Origin of the sequence: Tateyamaria omphalii (assembly GCF_019802125.1) — a bacterium.
Classification (GTDB): Bacteria; Pseudomonadota; Alphaproteobacteria; order Rhodobacterales; family Rhodobacteraceae; genus Tateyamaria; species Tateyamaria omphalii_B.
Genome location: NZ_JAHVHT010000001.1, coordinates 1,636,290 through 1,654,002 on the forward strand (window position 1 = coordinate 1,636,290; position 17,713 = coordinate 1,654,002).

General features: G+C 62.4%; 23 protein-coding genes. 5 read left to right on the top strand and 18 right to left on the bottom strand.

The features are described 5' to 3' along the window. Positions 1-9: 9 nt before the first annotated feature. The 16 genes from KUV51_RS08155 to fabD form a co-directional block, all read right to left on the bottom strand. Positions 10-420, bottom strand: a complete 411-nt coding sequence (locus tag KUV51_RS08155; protein WP_222521038.1) for a DUF3168 domain-containing protein — start codon at positions 418-420, stop codon at positions 10-12. Continuing rightward, positions 417-755 (bottom strand): head-tail adaptor protein, encoded by a 339-nt coding sequence (locus tag KUV51_RS08160; RefSeq protein ID WP_222521039.1) that lies wholly within the window; start codon positions 753-755, stop codon positions 417-419. The genes KUV51_RS08155 and KUV51_RS08160 overlap by 4 nt, the downstream gene beginning before the upstream one ends. Then, complete coding sequence (locus KUV51_RS08165; protein ID WP_222521040.1) at positions 752-1,348, bottom strand: head-tail connector protein; 597 nt, start codon at positions 1,346-1,348, stop codon at positions 752-754. Before KUV51_RS08165 ends, KUV51_RS08160 begins: the two co-directional genes overlap by 4 nt. A 163-nt stretch (positions 1,349-1,511) precedes the next feature. Next, positions 1,512-2,690 carry a phage major capsid protein gene (locus KUV51_RS08170; protein ID WP_222521041.1) on the bottom strand — a complete coding sequence of 393 codons (1,179 nt, stop codon included), beginning with the start codon at positions 2,688-2,690 and terminating at the stop codon, positions 1,512-1,514. A 37-nt stretch (positions 2,691-2,727) separates the two neighbouring features. Next, positions 2,728-3,291, bottom strand: coding sequence for an HK97 family phage prohead protease (locus KUV51_RS08175; RefSeq protein WP_222521042.1), 564 nt, complete (start codon positions 3,289-3,291; stop codon positions 2,728-2,730). Between the two features lie 17 nt (positions 3,292-3,308). Then, complete coding sequence (locus tag KUV51_RS08180) at positions 3,309-3,536, bottom strand: hypothetical protein (RefSeq protein ID WP_222521043.1); 228 nt, start codon at positions 3,534-3,536, stop codon at positions 3,309-3,311. Then, entirely contained in the window at positions 3,529-4,713 is a 1,185-nt protein-coding gene (locus KUV51_RS08185) for a phage portal protein (RefSeq protein ID WP_222521044.1), read from the bottom strand. Before KUV51_RS08185 ends, KUV51_RS08180 begins: the two co-directional genes overlap by 8 nt. A 161-nt stretch (positions 4,714-4,874) precedes the next feature. Then, positions 4,875-6,101 carry a DNA-packaging protein gene (locus KUV51_RS08190; RefSeq protein ID WP_261385747.1) on the bottom strand — a complete coding sequence of 409 codons (1,227 nt, stop codon included), beginning with the start codon at positions 6,099-6,101 and terminating at the stop codon, positions 4,875-4,877. Between the two features lie 52 nt (positions 6,102-6,153). Continuing rightward, positions 6,154-6,498, bottom strand: coding sequence for a hypothetical protein (locus KUV51_RS08195; RefSeq protein WP_222521046.1), 345 nt, complete (start codon positions 6,496-6,498; stop codon positions 6,154-6,156). A gap of 355 nt (positions 6,499-6,853) precedes the next feature. Next, a complete protein-coding gene (gene mltG / locus KUV51_RS08200) occupies positions 6,854-8,020 on the bottom strand; it encodes an endolytic transglycosylase MltG (RefSeq protein ID WP_222521047.1) in 1,167 nt (388 codons plus the stop codon). After that, positions 8,020-9,279 carry a beta-ketoacyl-ACP synthase II gene (gene fabF, locus KUV51_RS08205; protein WP_222521048.1) on the bottom strand — a complete coding sequence of 420 codons (1,260 nt, stop codon included), beginning with the start codon at positions 9,277-9,279 and terminating at the stop codon, positions 8,020-8,022. The genes mltG and fabF overlap by 1 nt, the downstream gene beginning before the upstream one ends. A 270-nt stretch (positions 9,280-9,549) precedes the next feature. After that, a complete protein-coding gene (locus tag KUV51_RS08210) occupies positions 9,550-10,086 on the bottom strand; it encodes a GNAT family N-acetyltransferase (RefSeq protein WP_222521049.1) in 537 nt (178 codons plus the stop codon). A 150-nt stretch (positions 10,087-10,236) separates the two neighbouring features. Beyond that, complete coding sequence (locus KUV51_RS08215) at positions 10,237-10,470, bottom strand: acyl carrier protein (protein WP_039687539.1); 234 nt, start codon at positions 10,468-10,470, stop codon at positions 10,237-10,239. Positions 10,471-10,652: 182 nt separating this feature from the next. Further along, on the bottom strand, positions 10,653-11,390 hold the full coding sequence (gene fabG / locus KUV51_RS08220) for a 3-oxoacyl-[acyl-carrier-protein] reductase (protein WP_222521050.1): 738 nt from the start codon (positions 11,388-11,390) through the stop codon (positions 10,653-10,655). A 15-nt stretch (positions 11,391-11,405) separates the two neighbouring features. After that, positions 11,406-11,843, bottom strand: coding sequence for a hypothetical protein (locus KUV51_RS08225; protein ID WP_222521051.1), 438 nt, complete (start codon positions 11,841-11,843; stop codon positions 11,406-11,408). Beyond that, the gene (fabD, locus tag KUV51_RS08230) at positions 11,836-12,768 is read right to left on the bottom strand and encodes an ACP S-malonyltransferase (RefSeq protein ID WP_222521052.1); all 933 of its coding nucleotides are present in this window, start codon (positions 12,766-12,768) and stop codon (positions 11,836-11,838) included. Before fabD ends, KUV51_RS08225 begins: the two co-directional genes overlap by 8 nt. Before the next feature lie 174 nt (positions 12,769-12,942). Between fabD and KUV51_RS08235 the strand changes: the two genes are divergently transcribed. Then, positions 12,943-14,169, top strand: a complete 1,227-nt coding sequence (locus KUV51_RS08235) for a cytochrome b/b6 domain-containing protein (protein ID WP_222521053.1) — start codon at positions 12,943-12,945, stop codon at positions 14,167-14,169. Positions 14,170-14,364: 195 nt separating this feature from the next. Here the strand turns inward: KUV51_RS08235 and KUV51_RS08240 are convergent, their stop codons facing one another. Both KUV51_RS08240 and KUV51_RS08245 read right to left on the bottom strand, forming a co-directional pair. Next, a complete protein-coding gene (locus KUV51_RS08240) occupies positions 14,365-14,934 on the bottom strand; it encodes a YceI family protein (protein ID WP_222521054.1) in 570 nt (189 codons plus the stop codon). Between the two features lie 133 nt (positions 14,935-15,067). Further along, entirely contained in the window at positions 15,068-15,553 is a 486-nt protein-coding gene (locus KUV51_RS08245; protein WP_222521055.1) for a hypothetical protein, read from the bottom strand. Between the two features lie 240 nt (positions 15,554-15,793). Here KUV51_RS08245 and rpsF point away from each other — a divergent pair, with 240 nt between their 5' ends. The 4 genes from rpsF to KUV51_RS08265 all read left to right on the top strand — a co-directional run bounded on the left by rpsF (position 15,794) and on the right by KUV51_RS08265 (position 17,713). After that, entirely contained in the window at positions 15,794-16,147 is a 354-nt protein-coding gene (gene rpsF, locus KUV51_RS08250; RefSeq protein ID WP_147104055.1) for a 30S ribosomal protein S6, read from the top strand. 17 nt (positions 16,148-16,164) lie between these two features. Beyond that, positions 16,165-16,392 carry a 30S ribosomal protein S18 gene (rpsR, locus tag KUV51_RS08255; RefSeq protein WP_005608650.1) on the top strand — a complete coding sequence of 76 codons (228 nt, stop codon included), beginning with the start codon at positions 16,165-16,167 and terminating at the stop codon, positions 16,390-16,392. Positions 16,393-16,404: 12 nt separating this feature from the next. Next, positions 16,405-17,046, top strand: coding sequence for a 50S ribosomal protein L9 (gene rplI, locus KUV51_RS08260; protein WP_222521056.1), 642 nt, complete (start codon positions 16,405-16,407; stop codon positions 17,044-17,046). 103 nt (positions 17,047-17,149) lie between these two features. Further along, positions 17,150-17,713: a DUF4329 domain-containing protein gene (locus tag KUV51_RS08265; protein ID WP_222521057.1), complete on the top strand. Its 564-nt coding sequence runs from the start codon at positions 17,150-17,152 to the stop codon at positions 17,711-17,713.

A 17,713-nucleotide genomic window follows, 5' to 3' on the forward strand; every position in this document is an offset into this window, starting at 1 on the left:
TTGAGTTGGTTAGTTGTCTTCCGTCCGCGCGCGGAACGTCAGGTCGATGCGGCGACCCGTGCCCTTGTCGATCTTGACGGCGCGGGCGCGATCAAATCGCAGGAACACCAAGCGGCCGCGATCCAGCGGCAGGTCGGCGTCGTGCAGCACGTCGCAGACAGCGCCCGCGACCTCCTTGGCCCTGAAAAAGCCAGGCACCTCGGTGACCACTGACACGACAAAGCGATGTTCGGCACCGCCGCCGGTCTTGTCGTCGGCGGCACGGACGGTCTCGGGACCGATGCTGACGTAAAGGCTGGGTAACGCCCCGCTGGGCAGCGCGTCATAAACGGCGTCACCCACGGCATCACTCACGGCAATATCGGCGGCAACGGCAGAAAAAACAGCACTCTGAAGCGCTGCGGAAACAGCATAGCTCATACCGCGATCTCCTCGTCAGCCATGCACACCAGATACCGGCCCTCTGGATCGCGTTCCGCGACACTGCGAATGTGAAACAAACGGTTGCCATCACGAAACCGCTGCTCTGCAATGGGCCGTTCCGGGTGGCCAGCAGGCGCGCCACGCACGACAATCTCGTAAGGCACGGCAGACACCGCAGCACCTGTTGCGACGGTCTCTCGGCCCGTCCTTGCCGTCAGCTCCGCCCACAACACACCAAGGGACGACCAGCTTTCGGAAAAGCCGCCCGCACCATCAGGTACACGCATCGGGCTCTCCAGGGTCAGGCGCCGGTTCAGGCGCGGCGTTTTCACCGGACACCCCCGCCCAAGCGGATGGGCTTGTAACGCTCAATCAGGCTGGTCACACCAAAGGGCATGCAGCCCTCGCTCAAACTGGTCTCATTCCTGAACTCGTAATAGTGAGCGGCCAACAGCATCACGGCCTGCGCCAGATCTGCCGGCACTTCGGACCAAACCGCGCCGTAGCCGGCGGTAAAGGACACGATCAACGCTCCCGCCGCCGGAATGGTCGGCAAAGCCGCACCAACGGACCGCACTCGCGGACGGTGCGCATCACGCTCAAGCCAATGCGCATCACCAGACACCGGCGCCTCAACGCCCGCCCGGTCCACCAACGCAGCCGCAGTCACCGCAACAACCGGTGCCACGGGCAAGGCAACCGCATCCGGCGCGCTCAAGGACGTCACAGACAAAACAAAATCACGGGCGATCAGCACCTTACCCGTCCGCGCCTCGATCGCAGTCACAGCAGCCCGCAAAAAGCTGATCAGCACTGCGTCCTGCACGCTGTCGTTGCCAAAGCCGCTGCCCAGACGCAGATGCGCCTTGAATTCTTCGACCGGCAGCGCGCCATCGGGCACCGTGGTCACCTCGTTCAACATCATGGAACATCTCCAGGAAAATTCTGCCCCTCGGCTCCAAAGGCCCGGGCGCGCGCCAGTCCGCGTTGCTCGGACGGAGGGGAGCAGCTAGACAACACGGCGCACTTGATCAGCGCGCACCCGGAACCGGGGGCAGTCACCCACCCCCGGCCACCCGCACCTGCCCTTAGGCGGTTGCGAATTTCAGCAGCTTGATCGCGGCAAAGTCGCTCACGTCCCCGCCCACGCGCTTGGTGGCATAGAACAGGACGTGGGGCTTGGCGCTGAAGGGATCACGCAGCACACGCAGGTCGGGGCGCTCGGCCACGGTGTAGCCTGCATCGAAGTCACCAAACGCAATCGCGTCGGCACCCGTACCCGCATCGGGCATGTCCTCGGCGATCAGAACCGGATAGCCCATCAGGGTCGCAGGCTGACCAGCCGCCAGACCGTCCGACCACAGGAAGCGGCCATCGTTGTCTTTCAGCTTGCGCACGATGCCAGCCGTCTTCGAGTTCATAACAAAGGTCGCGTTGGCACGGTACTCCGCACCCAGGGCATAGACGACGTCGATGATGGCTTCGGCCGTCACGTCGCCGTCCACACCGGTGGGCACATAACCAAGGTTGCCCCAAGCCCAGACGTCATTGTCGACGGTCGTGTGGGTCAGGAACCCCTTGGGCTTGTCCACACCATCGCCGTTGATGAAGGCCGCAGCCTCGGCACGGGCAAACTTGTCGGCGATGCGACCGGCCAGCCAACCTTCGATATCGAATGCGCTGTCATCCAGCAGACGCTGGGACGCCTTCGGCAGGGCCGACAGCTCATGCAGCGGAATGGTGATGCGGTCGATGGACGGCGTGTCGGTCTCGGCCTGGGTGCCGGTTTCGGTCGCCCAACCTGCGCCCACATCCGTGTGGTCGACAAGCACGTCGTACGATGTCGCCTCGACATTCACGACCGACGCGATGGAACGGATCGACGCCGTCGCGTTCAGAACCGATTTCACCGACTCCGAAGTGGCCGGATCGACGAGGTAGCCGCCATCCGAGTTCACCGCCGTGGACAGCGATTTGCCCTCCAGCTCCAGGCCGCGCAGGCCATCATCTTCGCCCGACCGCAGATAGGCGTTGAACGCCTTCTGGTGGGGGGCTTCCATCTCAACGGCACCAGCCAGAGGGGTGCGCGCAGCCGTCATGTTTTTCCGATCCAGCATGGTCAGTCGCTCTTCCGTTTGTTGAAGTTTGGTTTGAATGTCGGCCTTGAAGCCTTTCAGTTCATTGACGAAACCACTCATGGCCTCGGCAACGTCCTGGGCTGGGGACAAACCTTCCCCGGCCCGAGCCTTGATCTCGGTCTTGCTCATCAGCATGTCCTTGATGGTTGATGTGAATGGCTGCGCTCTAGCGCGTCGCCAACTCCGCGCGCGCAGCCCGTAGGGCCGCCGCCATGTCGCGCAAATGCACGTCCGCCTCCGAAGACAACTCTTCGGACTTGGCCGCCACCCGCGCACTGGGCAGCATCGGGAAGGTCACCAGCGACACCTCCCAAAGCTCCAGTTCGGTCAAGAGCCGCTGGCCCTTGTCATTCTTCGTGGCCTTCACGGTGCGGTAACCGATGGACAGCCCATCAATGGCCCCTGCCCCGATCAGCTCCGCCGCCTCACGGCCCTTGGCTATGGACGGCAAGAGCCGTCCCTTCACCCACAGCCCCTTGGCATCCTCGCGCACCTCATCCCACACACCGATGGGAAAGGCCGGATCATGCTGCCACAACATCTTCACGGACCGCCCCTCGGCAGCAATGGCTTTCAAGGACGCCGCATAGGCCCCCTTCGTCACCACATCGCCGCCCTGATCACAGGCACCAAAGAGGCTCGCATAGCCCTCAATGACGGTCCCATCCTGCACCTCGACACCCTCGCCAAAGCGCGCAAATTTCGTCTCCAGACCGGTCTCTGCCTGCATCTGCTCTCTCCTCGTATTCAATGCGGGATCGCCGCCATGATCGACTGAAACCCGGTCGCCAAAACCACCGCCACAACGCCGTAGACGGTCAGCCACAACCGCTTCTCCAACCGTTCCATCAACGTCTCCAACCGCGCCAAACGGTCGGAAATATTGGCAAAATGCACCTCGGTCAGCCGCTCATGGGCCTCCAACTTCAGACCCGGCCCACAGGCAAACTTCTCCCACAGCTTGGCATCATCCATCCGCACCGTCCTCGGCCACGGCGGGCAGCCCCAGCAAACGCCGCTTCTCCGCCACGCTCAGAAAATCGGCGGCAGCAACCCGCGCCCACTGCGCGTCCCGTTCGGCCGCCAGCGCCGGCACCTGATCCAAATCCGGAGCCAGGACCACATCCTCGCCCGTATGCGCACCCAACCACTCGGCCAAGGCAGCAGCCACCCGCGTCGCCAGGGGCAACACAGTCAGGCGATAGAAGGCCCGGTTCGCCTCCTGATAATTGGCGTAGGTCGCATCGCCCTGGATCCCCAGCAGCATCGGCGGCACCCCAAAGGCCAACGCGATCTCCCGTGCCGCGGCCTCCTTGGTCTTCTGAAACTCCATGTCCGACGGCGAAAAGCCCATCGGCTTCCAGTCCAGCCCACCTTCCAGCAACATCGGACGCCCCGCATTGCGCGCCCCCGAATGGTTGGTCTCGATCTCACTCACCAACCGCTCATACTGATCGCCCGACAGTTGCGACTGCCCGTCCGACCCGCGATACACAATCGCGCCCGAAGGCCGCGCCGCATTGTCCAGCAAGGACTTCGACCACCGCGACGCCGCCGTATGGACATCCAGCGCCATGGCCGCCGCCTGCATCGGCGAAAACCCGTAATGATCGTCCTGCGGATGAAAGCTTTTGATATGACAGATCGGGCTCACCGCCCCACCCGCATCAAAGCGATGCTTGGCCCCGCCAACCGCATACTCATAGGCCACAGGCCAGCCATCGGACCCCGGCACCACCGACATCCGATCCGACCGCAACACATGCAATTCCAGCGGCGCGCCACTCTCGCCAGACACCGCCTCAACATAGGCATTCCCCGACAACAGCAACTGCGCGTAAAGCGCTTCAAGCAACTCAGCCCGCCCCTGCCCCGGATTGGGCCGCTTGATCAGGCTCAGAATAGGATGCGCCTCAAACCGCTGCTCCATATCCTGCAAGACCAGGGGCAACGCCGCCGCTGCCTCCGCAATCAGCTTCACCGACCGAAACCCAACCGGGTTCCCCGAAAAACCCGCCCGCGTCAGGGACACAGCATCGCGCGGGCTCCACGCCACACGGCCCCCCGTCTGCCAGGCCACCACCTTGCCTGTCGCACTCGCCTTCTGTTCCGGCACATCCGCCTGCGCCCGGCTCCGAAAGAAATCAAACACACCTGTCTCCTTCACATGATCCCGAGAGAGGCCAATCCCCCGTCCGTCCAAAGAAAAAGGCGGCCCAAACCGGAACCGCCTCACCAACCGGGACACCGCCCCGATCCTTCATTTCGCCAAATAAACCGCCCCCGGAGGGTCGGTTTCAAACCACGCGCGTCTCACAAACTCCGCACCCCTGGCCGCCTGTAGGCATTCGCGGGCTCAATCATCAACTCGTGCAGCGCCCAAACGAGCGCATCCACCCGGTCGGGCGATCCCTCACCTACATATCCGGCCCGCGTCATCCGCGTCATCTGATCCTCAAGCGGGCCAAGGTTCAACGCATGGGTCACCCGGTCCTGCTCATAAAGCGCGGCAATGGGCTCCGCCCGCGCCACCTTGCCTTTCGAGGCATGGACCGTCTTCAGCGACACCAGCGGATCGACCTGCCGGATCACCTCGGTCACCAGCTGCCCGCCCTGGTTCACCTCAGCGACCAACCGGTCCGCCTTGTACGTGTCCATGGCATCAATCGCCGCCTTGGCCCACCCGCTCGGGCCGACACCCTGCACCGTGCAATCGGCGATCACATGAGCACGCCAATCCTGTGGCGGGCCATCCATCGTCACCCCCGCGACGATGATGCCGCAGGCGTCAGAGGAGCGACCGGCACTGACAGCAGGGTCCACCCCCACCACCACGCGGTCCAATTTCGGTTTCCGTTTGCGGCGCACGGCATCCAGCATCGCCGTGGTCCAGAACGCACCCTCTGCATCGCTCAGCAGAATGCCTTCCAACTCCTGCCGCCCCAACCGCGTCCCGGCATAGCGGCGCCGCACCTCGGCCAGAAACGATCCCGCCAGGTTGGCAGCGTTCGCCTCGGTCGGCGCGTGGGTCATCACGGTCGATCCCTGCGCCAGCAAATCCTTCAAAACATCCACGTTGCGCGGCGTCGTCGTCACGCAGCAGCGCGGATCATCGCCCAGCCGCAACGCGAATTGCAACATGTCCCAGGTCTCCTGCCCCTTCTTCCACTTGGCAAGCTCATCGACCCAGGCACAATCGAACTGCGGCCCCCGCAGCCCCTCCGGGTCATGCGCGGTGTGGATGGTCGCCACAGCCCCGTTCGGCCACTCCAGCATCTTGCGGCCAACGTGAAACTTCGGACGACGATCCGAGGGCGTACACGCCATCAGACCACTGTCGCCAAACACCATCACCTCACGCACCTGATCTATCGTCTCTCCGACCAGGGCCACGCGCCGGGCCTTGCCCGTGTCAAAGGGCATCGCGCCTTCCACCATCGATCTTACCCACTCGGCCCCGGCCCGGGTCTTGCCGGCCCCGCGCCCACCCATGATGACCCAGGTCCGCCAATCACTCTCGGGCGGCAACTGATGCTCCATGGCCCAGAACTCGAACAGAAAAGGGAGGGCGCCCAAGGCGCCCTCTCCCAACTCATTCAGAAACCGTTCCTGCGCCTCCACAGGCGCGGATGCGACCAAGCGCGCACCGTACCTCAGCTTCGGCAAGGTCAAGGTCAAAGGCATATCCGTTTTGGGCAATGCCGCTGCGGGCTTCTCTGAACTTGTCAAGTTTCTGCTCCGCTCCTTGAAGGGCCACCACCAGCTTCGTCATGGACGTCAGCTGGCCGTTGACCTCGGTTTCCTTCAATTCCTCCCCGGCACCAGCCTTTTCTTTGAAGGCTTGGATGGTCTGCCGCAATTCTGCGAGCGATGCCTGCATCGAAGAGACAAGCTCCTCGCTGCGGGCCTCTTCAGCCTCCGGGGTAATCAATGTCATATGGTATGACCTCTCATGCGTTGGGATTGTCTCCGCACGAGAGAAACGAAAAAGCGACCACCGGGTCACCCCAGGGCCGCTTCCCCACTTCTTCTAGCTTGTCACAAGTTATACGTGTGACCGTTCGCAAAGTCAAGCGAAATCGAATTGAGCTACGCCTGCTAACCGTACGGTACCATTAATAAAATCTTACTCGAGCGGTTAAGATGTGGTTAACGCGACGGGTAAGCCATTGAGATCGAAAAACAACCCTTGCGTGTCCCCGCGGGGACAAATGGGCGGAGAACACCTCCGCCTCACGATTGGCCCTCCCCACGACCGTAGGGTGCGCATTCACTGCGCACCGCTACCTGCGTCAACCGCCATCGTTCTGATTGGCCCGCTCCGCCTCGATCTCACGCCATCGCGCCACGTTGCGGTTGTGCTCGTCCAGCGTCTCGGCAAAGGCATGCCCGCCGGTCCCATCCGCCACAAAGAACACGAAATTCGTGTCTTCCGGCTGCGCCGCCGCCATCAGGCTCGCGCGTCCAGGATTGGCAATGGGTGTCGGAGGCAGTCCCTGAATGACATAGGTGTTCCAAGGCGTCGCGGCCCGCAACTCCGACCGGCGCAAACCACGCCCCAGCACGCCCTGCCCCTTGGTGATCCCGTAGATGACGGTCGGGTCGGTCTGCAACCGCATGCCGCGGTTCAGCCGGTTCACAAAAACCGAGGCCACCTGCCCTCGCTCCTCGGCCACCCCGGTCTCCTTCTCGATGATCGAAGCGAGTGTCAGCAACTCCTCCGGGCTCTCCAGCGGCAAAGCTTCGTCGCGCGCCTCCCACGCCGCAGACACCCACAATTCCTGTTGCTCCGCCATCTGCACAAGAATGTCTGCGCGGCTGTCTCCGCTGCGCACCTCGTAGCTGTCAGGAGCCAGCGCGCCCTCTGGCGGCACTTCTTCAATCTCGCCATCCAGCACATCCATGTTGCGCAGCGCATCCACGACCTGCCAGCTGGTCACGCCTTCGGCCAGGGCGATGCGATAGCGCGTGTCCGGCCCTGCGCGGACCTCGGTATATGCCGCAGGCGCCTCTTCTTCGCCGGGCTCAAACTCGGCCCGCTCAACAAAGCGATTGGTCGCGGGATCCAGCTCACGCACCTGCGCGCTCAACCGGTTCACCCCGATGCGATAGACCACTTCGGTGCCGCAGGTGCTTGCACCCCCACGGGTGACAACGTCCACGATCTCTTCCATCGACGCGCCCGGCTCGACCAGGAAACTCCCGGCCTTCAACTCACCCGTCTTGCCCGCGTAGTCCGCGCCAGTGCGGAAGATCCAGCCGTATTCCACGGCCCCCTGCTCTTCCAGATCGCGGCTCACCCGGCGGAAGTTCGACCCTCGATCCACCTGCACGCAAATGGCCTCGGTCAGTGGCCCCGCACCTTCATACTGGCCGCGCCCCCACAGGATCAGGCCGCCCAGCACGAACAAGGCGACAATCAGGAATGTCAGCGCGTTCGAGGCGATGGATCGCCACATCAGCTGACCTTTCCAAAGATCACGCTGGCATTCGTGCCACCAAAGCCAAAGCTGTTGGACAGGGCGTAGTCGACCTTGCGCTCCCGCTTGGCATTGGGCGCCAGATCAACGGGCGTCTCCACCGCTGGCTTGTCCAGGTTGATGGTCGGCGGACAGACCTGATCGCGGATCGCAAGGATCGAGAAAATCGCCTCGATCGCGCCCGCAGCGCCCAGCAAGTGCCCGGTAGCCGACTTGGTCGACGACATGGTCACATTGGCCGCATGATTGCCCAGCAACCGCTCCACCGCGCCCAACTCAATTGTGTCCGCCATGGTCGAAGTCCCATGCGCGTTGATGTAATCGATGTCCGAGGCTTCCAGCCCTGCATTGCGCAGGGCAGCCCGCATCGACCGCTCACCACCCTCACCATCTTCGGACGGCGCGGTGATGTGATAGGCGTCACCCGATAGACCGTACCCTTTGACCTCCGCATAGATCTTCGCACCCCGGGCGACGGCGTGCTCGTACTCCTCAAGCACCACGATGCCTGCACCCTCGCCCATAACGAACCCATCGCGGTCCTCATCATAAGGGCGGCTTGCAGATTGCGGATCGTCCGCACGTTTCGTCGACAGCGCCTTGCACGCATTGAAGCCCGCAATCCCGATCTTGCAGATCGCCGCCTCGGCCCCGCCTGCAATCATCACATCCGCATCGCCATGCTGGATCAACCGGCTCGCATCACCAATGGCATGTGCGCCGGTGGAACAGGCCGTCACCACCGAATGGTTCGGCCCCTTGAACCCGTATTTGATGCTCACCTGACCCGAGATAAGGTTGATAAGCGCGCCCGGCACAAAGAAGGGCGACACACGGCGCGGCCCCTTTTCTTCCATCATGACGGCGGTGTTCGCGATGGAGTTCAGACCACCAATTCCTGAGCCGATCAGAACACCAGTCCGCTCCAGGCTCTCGGTATCCTCGGGCATCCAGCCCGCATCCTCAACCGCCTGCTGAGCGGCGGCCAGACCGAACATGATAAAGGTATCAACCTTGCGCTGTTCCTTGGGCGCCATGTAGGCGTCACCGTTGAACGTCCCGTCAGAGCCGTCCCCGCGGGGCACTTCGCAGGCGTATGTCGTGGCCAGTCCCTCGGGATCGAACTGCGTGATCGGACCCGCGCCCGATTGGCCATCCAGAATACGGCTCCAGCTCGCTTCGACCCCGTCCGCCAACGGCGTCACCAGTCCAAGACCTGTCACGACAACTCTGCGCATCTGCTCATGCCCCTCTCTTTTCTGGCTCGCCTCTTACCGCGCCCGCTGGCACCTGTTCAAGTCCCGAGGGAGGAAGGCGAAGTACTCTATCATGTAGCTGATGGCTTTGGTAACCGGCACCCAGATACTCCACGGTGTGGCCGACAGCTTTGCAAGCAAAGCAGTCCTTGCCACTGGTCGCGTCTGCCTGCGCAGTCGCGACCGCTTTCGCTTTGGTGAGCCTGCAGCGCCAGATAAAGAATGTAATGCGCCGTAAGGCGCTCAATTGGATCACGCCTGGGGCGGAGACTTCCGCAGCTTCAACTGGATCGGCCCGTCATCATCTTCGGCCTCGCGCATATCCTCATAGCCCAACTGCTCTGCAATACGCGCCGACGCACGGTGATCCGGGTCCATCATGCAAACCACCGGCCCGGTCACGACCCGATCAAACCAATCATGCGCCGCCTGTGCCGCTTCAAGTCCCAGACCCCTGCCCTGCGCTTCAGGCGCCAGAACCCAACCCGCCTCGGGGATGGAATCGAAATCTTCGCCCAGGCCCCGCGCGCCGTAGAAAAAGCCCACCTGTCCGACAAGGCGCTGTGTGGCGTGCTCCTCAATGCCCCACTGACCGAAACCCGTGACCTGCCAATGTCCCGCAATGCTGATGAAGGACCGCCACGACGTATCTCGATCGCGTGGGGCGCCACCGATATAGACGGCGACCTCCGGCATTGCCCAAATCTCGGCGAAGCGATCGAACTCGCCCGGTCGCATGGCGCGCAATGTCACGCGCGCCGTGTTGATGGTCGGCACATGTCTGCCCATGTTTGTTGTCCTGCCCGAACATGATTTTTGGTTTTTCATGATCTTGTCCCCGTGGGGACATCAAAGGCAAGAGACCATCGCACGGACATGAAAAAACGGCGCCCTTCCGCGAAGAAGAACGCCGTTTGATCAGGCATACACCTGAATGACTTAAGAGGCTTTGGTGATGAAGCCCACTGCGTCGCCGAAGGTCTGGATGGTTTCGGCCGCGTCATCGGGGATCTCGATGCCGAATTCTTCTTCGAAGGCCATCACCAGTTCCACGGTGTCCAGGCTGTCGGCGCCCAGATCGTCGATGAAGGACGCGTTTTCGCTGACCTTGTCTTCGTCAACGCCCAGGTGTTCCACAACGATCTTTTTCACGCGATCGGCGATGTCGCTCATATGACTGTCCTCATTTTGCCGGGGCAGATAGTCACGCCCCCAAGTGGTGTCCCCGTGCAAGCAGGGCTCTGGTCTTGCCCCCTTGGGGCGGTGAGACATTGGGCCGAATGGTGGCCCGCTGCCGGAATCTGCGCCGCCTATAGCACATCCCGATAAGATGGCAATACGCAGCGTGTTAGCGCCTACAACATGGCCATGCCGCCGTTGACGTGCAAGGTGGTGCCGGTGACGTAGGCCGCCTCGGGGCTGGCAAGATACAGCGTCGCCGCGGCGATTTCATGCGCCTCCCCCATCCGACCGGCAGGGATTTGGCCCATGATTCCAGACTTTTGGTCGTCTGTCAGTTTGTCGGTCATCGCCGTGGCAATGAACCCCGGCGCAACAGCGTTCACGGTGATCCCTCGGCTTGCCACCTCGTAAGCCAGCGATTTGGACATGCCAACCATCCCAGCCTTGGACGCCGCATAATTCGCCTGACCAGGGTTGCCCGTAGCCCCGACAACCGACGAGATATTCACGATCCGCCCCCAGCGCGATTTCATCATGCCGCGCATCACACCCTTGCAGAGCTTGAAGGTGGAAGTGAGGTTCACGTCGATCACCGACTGCCATTCCTCATCCGACATGCGCATGAAGATGTTGTCGCGCGTGATCCCGGCGTTGTTGACCAGGATGTCCACCGCGCCCATGGCTTCGATGGCCTGTTTCGGCAAGGCGTCAACCGCCTCGGCATCGCTGAGGTTGCAGGGCAGAACGTGTGCCCGTTCGCCAAGCTCTCCGGCCAGCGCCTCAAGCGGGTCGGTACGTGTGCCGCTCAGCCCGACGGTCGCACCTGCGGCGTGAAGGGTGCGCGCAATCTCGGCCCCGATGCCACCCGATGCGCCGGTGATCAGCGCTGATTTTCCTGTCAGATCAAACATTTGAACCTCATTTCTTCAAGCTGTGGCGACATCCATGTAGACATCGCAGATATTCAGGGAAGAGTCTTTGGCCATGAACCGGTAGACCTCGCGCGCCCATCCGGTGCGGGTCAGGCCCTGCGCCTCGACCTCTGCCGAGAGCGCCTGGTAGACGCGCGGCAGCGTGTCGAAGGCGCCGTGATGGCGCACGTGCAGCGCCCGCGTTTCGGCCACATCGAACATTGTGAACCCCGGCAGGCGCTTGGGCAGGCTGACCCCGATCCGTATCTCCATATCATCCCCGTCTACCCGGTAGAGCGCCGTCTGCGGCCCAGCAAAGAAGATACCCGCCTGCCCCAACGCCGAATCCATCCGTCCGAACACATCCGGGATCAACTGGAAGCGTTTGGCAAATGGCAGGGTGTCGATCACACCGCCCAGCATCTGCGCCGGGAGGGTGACCAGATCAGCCATCCAGTGCGGCCTTTACATCGTCCGGCGTGCCCACGGCGCGCGTGGCGATGGAGCGATCAATGCGTCGGATCATCCCTGACAGCGCCTTGCCCGCGCCGACTTCCCAGATCTCGGTCACGCCCTCGGCAGCCATGTACATGACGCTTTCGCGCCAACGGACCGAGCCGGTGACCTGATCGACCAGATGGCGGCGCACGAGCGTGGCACTTTGGCAGCTCTGGGCCGTGACGTTGGGGATCACAGGCACGGCGGGGTCATTGATGTCCACATGGCTCAGCGCTTCGGCCATCACCGCGGCGGCGGGCTCCATCAGGCTGCAATGGAACGGGGCGGAGACCGGCAGCATCACGGCGCGCTTGGCACCCTTGGTCTTTGCGATCTCGACGGCGCGCTCGACGGCACCCTTGTGGCCCGAGACCACGACCTGGCTGGGGTCATTGTCATTGGCGGCCTGGCAAACCTCACCACCAGCAGCTTCGGTCGCCACCTCGGTCGCGGTTTCGAAATCGAGACCCAGAAGTGCCGCCATGGCGCCGACGCCCACCGGCACTGCCTCTTGCATGGCTTTGCCGCGCGTCCGCAGCAGTCGAGCCGTATCAGCCACACTGAGCGCTCCGGCGGCGCAGAGTGCGGAGTATTCACCCAAGGAATGGCCGGCCACGAAGCTGGCCTTGTTGATCGTGATCCCTTCAGCCTCGAGCGCGCGCATCGCGGCGATGGATGTGGCCATCAGAGCAGGTTGCGCATTCTGGGTCAGGGTCAGCGTATCCTGCTCCCCCTCCCAGATCAGCGCGCTCAGCTTCTCGCCCAGCGCCTCGTCCACTTCGTCGAACACAGCCTGCGCTGCGGGATAGGTCTCGGCCAATAGCTTGCCCATGCCCACCGTTTGGGCGCCCTGCCCCGGAAATACGAACGCCACACTCATGGCCTGCCCCCCTGTTTTTAGGTCCTGCTCCCCGCCGGGTGTAATGGCAGTGCCCGTGCCAGACAAGAGAGTGACGCACGGCACATGTGCGCCAATCGCAGGTTGTTCTATTGCGCGAATGCATAACATTGGCACCAAAGGTGTTACACCGATACACACGCTCGGAGACCGCACATGGCCCTCGCCAATACCGCTGACCGCTACGGCAGCCTGACCAAGACCTTCCACTGGCTGACCGCCCTTCTGATCATCACGCTGATCCCGCTCGGACTTGTCGCCAACAACATGGCCTACCAAATCCAGGCCACCACCGCACCGGCAGATGAATTGATCGCACGCGCGGCGTGGCTCTTCAGCTTGCACAAGACGTTGGGGATCGCTGTCTTCTTCGTCGCATTGGCGCGCATTGGCTGGGCGCTGAGCCAGCCCAAGCCCGGCCTGCTGCATCCCGACCGCAAGATGGAAAGCCTCGCGGCGGAGACGGTGCACTGGCTGCTGTACGGGAGCCTCGTGGTCGTGCCCCTGTCGGGCTGGATCCACCATGCAGCCGCCAGCGGCTTCGCCCCGATCTGGTGGCCGCTTGGCCAGAACCTGCCGCTGGTCCCAAAATCCGAAGCGCTGGCCGGTGCCATGGCTGGCGCGCATTGGGTGCTGACCAAAGTGCTGGCCGGAGCCCTGCTTCTTCACATCGCCGGGGCCCTCAAACACCACATCATCGACAAGGACGCGACCCTGAAACGTATGTGGTTCGGCAAGACGGACGTGCCCGCCACAGCGCACGAACACAAACACGCCGCCCCGGTCACCGCGGCTCTCGCCCTCTGGGTCCTGGCCCTGTCAGGTGGCGCTGCGCTCGGCGTCTATGCGCCACATGGGGACGTGGTGGCAGCTGCCGAACTGGAGGAGGTGCAATCCGACTGGCAGGTACAGGACGGCACGCTCGGCATCACGGTTACGCAACTGGGCTCTGAGGTCGAAGGGCAGTTCGCCGACTGGACAGCTGCGATCAGCTTCGACGAAACGGTCGAAAACGGCACTGCCGGCACGGTCCAGGTGACTGTGTCGATCGGCTCCCTCACCCTCGGCTCTGTCACTGATCAGGCGATGGGCCCCGATTTCTTCAACGCGACGGATTTCCCGACCGCAACCTACACGGCCGACATCGTCCCGGTCGTCGACGGTTACGAAGCGCAAGGTAACTTGACGATCAAAGGGCAGTCCCTGCCGATCACCCTGCCCTTCGGGCTTTCCATTGACGGTGACACCGCCTCGATGACGGGCGGGCTGACACTTGACCGCCGCGACTTCAACATCGGCAAAACCATGGCCGACGAAAGCTCGCTTATGTTTGCAGTGGATGTGAACGTGTCGCTCAGCGCGACCCGCGCAACACCCGAGTGACGGAGGCAACCAAGCGCAGTCCCCATGTTTCTTCTGACCCAAAATACGACCGCCGGAGGCATATCCCAGAAGGGTCTGAAAAGGCCCTTCTGAATAAAATCACGTCGCGCCGCAGGCGCGTCACTGCAACGGCAGAGACGAAAAGGGCCGCGCGAACGGATCGCGCGGCCCTCGTGTTCTGTGAGTGGTGAAACCTTATTCGGCCTTTTCCGCCTCGATCGAGATCTGCACCTGAACCTCGTCGCTCACTGCGGGGGCAAAAGCACCGACACCGAAATCCGAACGCAGCAGCGTCGTGGTGGCGTTGAACCCGGCCCAGTCCTTCTGGTTGAGCGGGTTGGCGCCCGCCTGGTTCAGCGTTGCGTCCAGAACGACCTCCTTGGTGACGTCATTCATGGTCAGATCACCGGTGATCTTCGCCGTACCCTCGCCCGTCACTTCGATGGCGGTGGAGGTAAAGGTTATCAGGTCCTCATCCGTAGCGCCAAAGAAGTCGTCCGACATGAAGTGTCCGTCGCGCTGCTCCCAACCGGTGAACATAGACTTGGTGGGCATCGACACGGTCACGCTCGAATTTGCGGGGTTTTCCTGGTCGAACATGATTTCGCCTTCAAAGCCCGAGAACATACCCCAGGTCGTCGAGAAGCCGAGGTGGTTGTAGGAGAACAGCACCTGGCTGTGGCTCGAATCGAGCGTGTAGCGCTCGGCCGCCGCGGCGAGGGATGCTGATGCGGCAAGCGCAGTAGCGAGGAGAAGAGATTTCATGGGACGTGCTCCGCAAGAGTTTCTGTGTGAGAACAAAATGTCGCAGATCGGCGCGGAGACAACTGCACATCGCTCAACAGATCGTGCGCATGGCTGAACATCGCCCATGCGCATAAAGCACAGCCCTGAAGTGTTAGAGTTTTCCGGCGTCGCGCAAAGCGCCGAGCATGCTGCGGCGCACGTCGGGGTCGGTCAACGACACCTCGGCAAGCACGTCGTCATCTGCGGATTTGAGCTGCACCGCATTGTCGCGCAGTTCTGCCTTGCTCAGATCGCAGATCGGGGCCCGGCCCGCGACCTTCCGATGACGGCCCCTTCCGGTGAGGGTGCGCACTTCCCGGCGCACCAGGTCGATCTCGACCTCAAAAGTATCATTCGCGCGGTCTTCCTGCAGGATCATGAAGCCGGCAAGGCACAGAACAAGCGACACGGCGAGCTTCATCGCGACAAGATCTGCACCGGCATGGGCGGTCGGCTCCAGCCAGACCCAGATGCCCGCGAGCGTCAGAGTTACCCCGGCGGCGCGTGTGACGAAATGTGCAACGGCGTCCATGTTCACTCCGGCGCGTGGCGCGTCGGATCTGCTGGTGTCTGTCGTGGCGTCGAAAGTGGCAGTCATGGCAGTGCTCCCAAGGTTGGTCGCACTTTTTCTGTTCGCAAAAGGTGACAAAATTGCGGCCCCTCCAAGGAAAGGCCGTGGACACGGCCGATCACCAATCCGCCCTTGCACCGCAGGCCCAACGGTGTATACGGGCGCATCCCTGCAAACCCGTTTTGCCGCGCAGTCTCTCGTGACCGTCCCGCAGGGCCTTGATGGACCGGTCTATGAAATGCGCCTTGATAGAAGTGGAGACTATCCATGCCTCTTTATGAGCATGTGATGATTGCCCGTCAGGACCTGTCGAACACGCAGGCCGAGGGTCTCATCGAACATTTTGGCACCGTCCTGTCGGACAATGGCGGCACCCTCGTGGACAACGAGTACTGGGGTGTGAAGACCATGGCCTACAAGATCAACAAGAACCGCAAGGGCCACTACGCCTATATGCGCACCGATGCTCCGGCCACCGCCGTGCAGGAGATGGAGCGCCTGATGCGCCTGCATGACGATGTCATGCGCGTTCTGACGATCAAGGTGGACGAGCACGCCGAAGGCCCCTCGATCCAGATGCAGAAACGTGACGAACGCGACAGCCGTCGCGAGCGCCGCTAAGGAAAGGGAGCTAAACCATGGCCGCAAAACCATTTTTCCGCCGTCGTAAAGTGTGCCCCTTCTCGGGCGAGAACGCACCCAAGATCGACTACAAGGACACGCGTCTGCTGCAACGCTACATCTCTGAGCGTGGCAAGATCGTGCCTTCGCGCATCACCGCCGTATCGGCCAAGAAGCAACGCGAGCTGGCCCGTGCCATCAAGCGCGCCCGTTTCCTGGCGCTGCTGCCCTACGCCGTGAAATAAGGAGCGACTGACATGCAAGTTATCCTTCTCGAACGTGTGGCCAAGCTGGGCCAGATGGGCGACGTCGTTGACGTGAAGCCCGGGTATGCCCGCAACTACCTGCTGCTGCAGAAGAAAGCGCTGGTCGCGTCTGAGGCGAACATCGCAGACTTTGAGGCGCAGAAAGCACAGCTGGAAGCCCGCAACCTCGAAACCAAGAAAGAAGCTGAGACCCTCGGTGAAAAGCTGGACGGCCAGCAGTTCATCGTGATTCGCCAAGCCTCCGACGGTGGGAACCTCTATGGCTCCGTCACGCCGCGTGATGCCGCTGACGTGGCAACTGCCGAAGGCTTCACCGTGGACCGCAAGCAGGTTGTGATCCCCAACCCGATCAAGGAACTGGGCCTGCACGACGTGCACGTGACCCTGCACCCTGAAGTGGACGTGGTCATCAAGCTGAACGTGGCCCGCTCGGAAGAAGAAGCCGAGCTGCAAGCCTCGGGCAAGTCGATCCAGGAGCTGGCCGCCGAAGAGGAAGCCGCTGCAGAGTTCGAAATCCAGGAGCTGTTCGACGACATCGGTGCTGCCGCATCCGACGACGAAGAGCTGGCCGAGACCGCTGGCATTGCCACCGAAGAGGCCCCTGCCGAAGGCGACGAAGAGCCAAAGGCCTGATCGAGCCCTCTTTACAAGCATTTGAAGCCGCGCCCATCCGGGCGCGGTTTTTCTTTGCCGATGCGGTTTGACCTTTGTGGGTCCCACCGCCAGTCTGCGCCACATGACACGATACCTCGGCCTTTGCCTCTTTCTCGCTGCGGCCTGTGATGCCCTGCCCCCTGATGTAAATGTGGCCGACATCGTGATGGATCCGCGGCCCATCCCGCAAACAGCCACCGAAGTCGCCTTTGCCACCGACCTGTTCAACGAATTGCAGGTGCGGTCGATTGACGAAGGGCGCGAGTATTGCGGCTTGATCGGGATTGATGCGTCGGGCGACTACGTGGCGACCACCGCGCGGCGCGGGGACGCGGTAAGCTGTCTTCCACCACAAAGTGCGGGCCGCAATGTCACTGTGTTGGCGTCCTACCACACCCACGCGGCCTATGACCCGGAATACCTGACCGAAGTGCCGTCCTTTGACGACATGCGCACCGATATCGAGGACGGCACCGATGGATACATCGCCACGCCCGGTGGGCGTCTGTGGTACATAGATGCCCGCGCCCAAGAGGCGCGACTGATCTGTGGCGCCGGGTGTCTTGTGAGCGATGTCCGCTTCGAAGAGGACCCGGACTTTCCGGTGCGGAACCGTTACACGCTTTATGATCTGAGTGCGTTCTGA

Excerpts from the sequence above, each read along its gene's own strand:
- KUV51_RS08155 (WP_222521038.1), bottom strand. The coding sequence starts at position 420 with ATGAGCTATGCTGTTTCCGCAGCGCTTCAGAGTGCTGTTTTTTCTGCC.
- KUV51_RS08165 (WP_222521040.1), bottom strand. The coding sequence starts at position 1,348 with ATGATGTTGAACGAGGTGACCACGGTGCCCGATGGCGCGCTGCCGGTC.
- KUV51_RS08170 (WP_222521041.1), bottom strand. The coding sequence starts at position 2,690 with ATGAGCAAGACCGAGATCAAGGCTCGGGCCGGGGAAGGTTTGTCCCCA.
- KUV51_RS08175 (WP_222521042.1), bottom strand. The coding sequence starts at position 3,291 with ATGCAGGCAGAGACCGGTCTGGAGACGAAATTTGCGCGCTTTGGCGAG.
- KUV51_RS08180 (WP_222521043.1), bottom strand. The coding sequence starts at position 3,536 with ATGGATGATGCCAAGCTGTGGGAGAAGTTTGCCTGTGGGCCGGGTCTG.
- KUV51_RS08190 (WP_261385747.1), bottom strand. The coding sequence starts at position 6,101 with ATGGAGCATCAGTTGCCGCCCGAGAGTGATTGGCGGACCTGGGTCATC.
- KUV51_RS08195 (WP_222521046.1), bottom strand. The coding sequence starts at position 6,498 with ATGACATTGATTACCCCGGAGGCTGAAGAGGCCCGCAGCGAGGAGCTT.
- mltG (WP_222521047.1), bottom strand. The coding sequence starts at position 8,020 with ATGTGGCGATCCATCGCCTCGAACGCGCTGACATTCCTGATTGTCGCC.
- fabF (WP_222521048.1), bottom strand. The coding sequence starts at position 9,279 with ATGCGCAGAGTTGTCGTGACAGGTCTTGGACTGGTGACGCCGTTGGCG.
- KUV51_RS08210 (WP_222521049.1), bottom strand. The coding sequence starts at position 10,086 with ATGGGCAGACATGTGCCGACCATCAACACGGCGCGCGTGACATTGCGC.
- KUV51_RS08215 (WP_039687539.1), bottom strand. The coding sequence starts at position 10,470 with ATGAGCGACATCGCCGATCGCGTGAAAAAGATCGTTGTGGAACACCTG.
- fabG (WP_222521050.1), bottom strand. The coding sequence starts at position 11,390 with ATGTTTGATCTGACAGGAAAATCAGCGCTGATCACCGGCGCATCGGGT.
- KUV51_RS08225 (WP_222521051.1), bottom strand. The coding sequence starts at position 11,843 with ATGGCTGATCTGGTCACCCTCCCGGCGCAGATGCTGGGCGGTGTGATC.
- fabD (WP_222521052.1), bottom strand. The coding sequence starts at position 12,768 with ATGAGTGTGGCGTTCGTATTTCCGGGGCAGGGCGCCCAAACGGTGGGC.
- KUV51_RS08235 (WP_222521053.1), top strand. The coding sequence starts at position 12,943 with ATGGCCCTCGCCAATACCGCTGACCGCTACGGCAGCCTGACCAAGACC.
- KUV51_RS08240 (WP_222521054.1), bottom strand. The coding sequence starts at position 14,934 with ATGAAATCTCTTCTCCTCGCTACTGCGCTTGCCGCATCAGCATCCCTC.
- KUV51_RS08245 (WP_222521055.1), bottom strand. The coding sequence starts at position 15,553 with ATGACTGCCACTTTCGACGCCACGACAGACACCAGCAGATCCGACGCG.
- rpsF (WP_147104055.1), top strand. The coding sequence starts at position 15,794 with ATGCCTCTTTATGAGCATGTGATGATTGCCCGTCAGGACCTGTCGAAC.
- rpsR (WP_005608650.1), top strand. The coding sequence starts at position 16,165 with ATGGCCGCAAAACCATTTTTCCGCCGTCGTAAAGTGTGCCCCTTCTCG.
- rplI (WP_222521056.1), top strand. The coding sequence starts at position 16,405 with ATGCAAGTTATCCTTCTCGAACGTGTGGCCAAGCTGGGCCAGATGGGC.
- KUV51_RS08265 (WP_222521057.1), top strand. The coding sequence starts at position 17,150 with ATGACACGATACCTCGGCCTTTGCCTCTTTCTCGCTGCGGCCTGTGAT.